This is a genomic window from Endozoicomonas sp. SESOKO3, assembly GCF_024606255.1.
The window spans coordinates 1-1,606 of sequence record NZ_JAHHPR010000566.1 but is presented as its reverse complement, the minus strand read 5'-3'; the positions used below and the strand labels follow the sequence as shown (position 1 = coordinate 1,606).

The window sequence follows — 1,606 nt, the reverse complement described above, 5'->3', positions numbered from 1 at the left end:
TCAAATTCATCCACTGTCTGATATCCGTCGACACCTCTGACGGCCTTCATGTAGTTTTCAAGTTCAAACTTGCTGATCAGACCTTCACGCAGCAGAGCGACGATCCTGTTGCCACTGGCAGAATAGGTAGCGAAATATTCCGAGAAGCTCTTCAGGTCCCCCGGTTCATGCTCGACGAAGTGAATAGCGGCTTCGCCCATGCCGAGGATTTCATCGTCGTATTGTTGTGGCCCGCTTTTAATGTGAGTTCTTGCCCTGTCCGCCAGCTTCTGGACTGCTTCCAAAGGATTCTGAGACTGATCTTCCAGAGGCTCAAACGTGAATTGCATTGTCTTCAGATTCTTGAAGACTTCCACCATCCGACTGGCCTGATTAAACGTCAGATCGTCCCCAACCTCTGCCTGTAAGCGAATCGGTGCAAATTCATCGTCCAAGTCAAAAGCCAGTAGATTGGGTATTGGCTTACCGCTCAGTTCTGCTGACTTTGCCAGACCAATGACAGCTTCCAGAGCCTGTTTCTTGAGAGGATGCGCCCGTATGAAGGCGTGCAAATCGGCCAGTATTTTTACCTGTTTCGGCGTGTACTGGAAGGGACCACCCTCGTTTTCAACGGCATACTCTGCAGCCCTCAGAGCTTCCCTTAATATCTCTAATTCCGCTTTTTTGCCTTCTACTTCACTTTTTAGACTTTTCTTTTTTTGGGTCAGTTGCAGGATCTTGCCGCCAGTGCCATCGTTCCCACCCAGTTGTAACTGTTTGTTTTTCACGGCTTCCACCCGGTCAGCAAAGCGGGCAGCAGGGTCTGGCTTATGACCTATGTCGTCTTCAATGGCTGCAAGATTCGCTTCATGGGCCTTCAGAGCTTCTTGTGCTTTTGATGTTTTTGCTTTTTTCTGTCTCAGGACTAAATCCAGCACTTCTCTATCTTGCTCAAGTTTGGTTTTGGTTTTCGGATCGATGCCTTTGGAGTGCTCTATCGCCTGATTTTTACTGTTCAGCTCCAGTTGTGTTTGCTTTTGTTCATCTTGTGCATAGGCCAATGCCATTTCTCTCGCCTCGTGCTCATGCAGGAATTTCGTGATCTGAGTGTACTTTTTCCTGGTTTCGGGCAGTTCACCCAATGCTTCATCGCCTTCATTTCGATCATGGGAGGCTGCATATTCTCTGATGGCATTAATGTAATTGCCTACATTTAAATGGTTATCACGGTCAAACTCAAAAGGGATTTTCGTAACACTAACGGTAGTCCACAGCTGTTGAATGACGCCAACTTCGCTTTGTGAATAGTATTTGCTTTTCTGAAAATAACGTTCGATGTCGTTTAATAAGTCTTCAAGGATTTGATTATCAGCCTGACTCAGGCCCAACCTGGCATGAATGTGTTTGATTGCCCCATTGAGAGCCTTAATGATTTTATCCCTGTCGGGGGGGACGTCAGCAGACTCTGCTAATACCACTTGTTTAAGATGAATAGCATCCAGTTTGCGATGAAGTTCCTCCAGTTCCTTTTCAGCTTCTTCTGTGTCTTCTCTGGCTCTGGCTAGCTCACGATCAAGAACGTATCGGGGTTTAGGTCCCAGGCGAGCCATTTGCCTGTCAAGCTCAT

Annotated in this window: 1 protein-coding gene; it reads right to left on the bottom strand. The window is 47.1% G+C overall.

Annotated elements, in window-relative coordinates; all coding sequences use genetic code 11:
• On the bottom strand, positions 1-1,606 hold a 1,606-nt coding region (locus tag KDK18_RS09750), incomplete at both ends, for a hypothetical protein (RefSeq protein ID WP_257254713.1).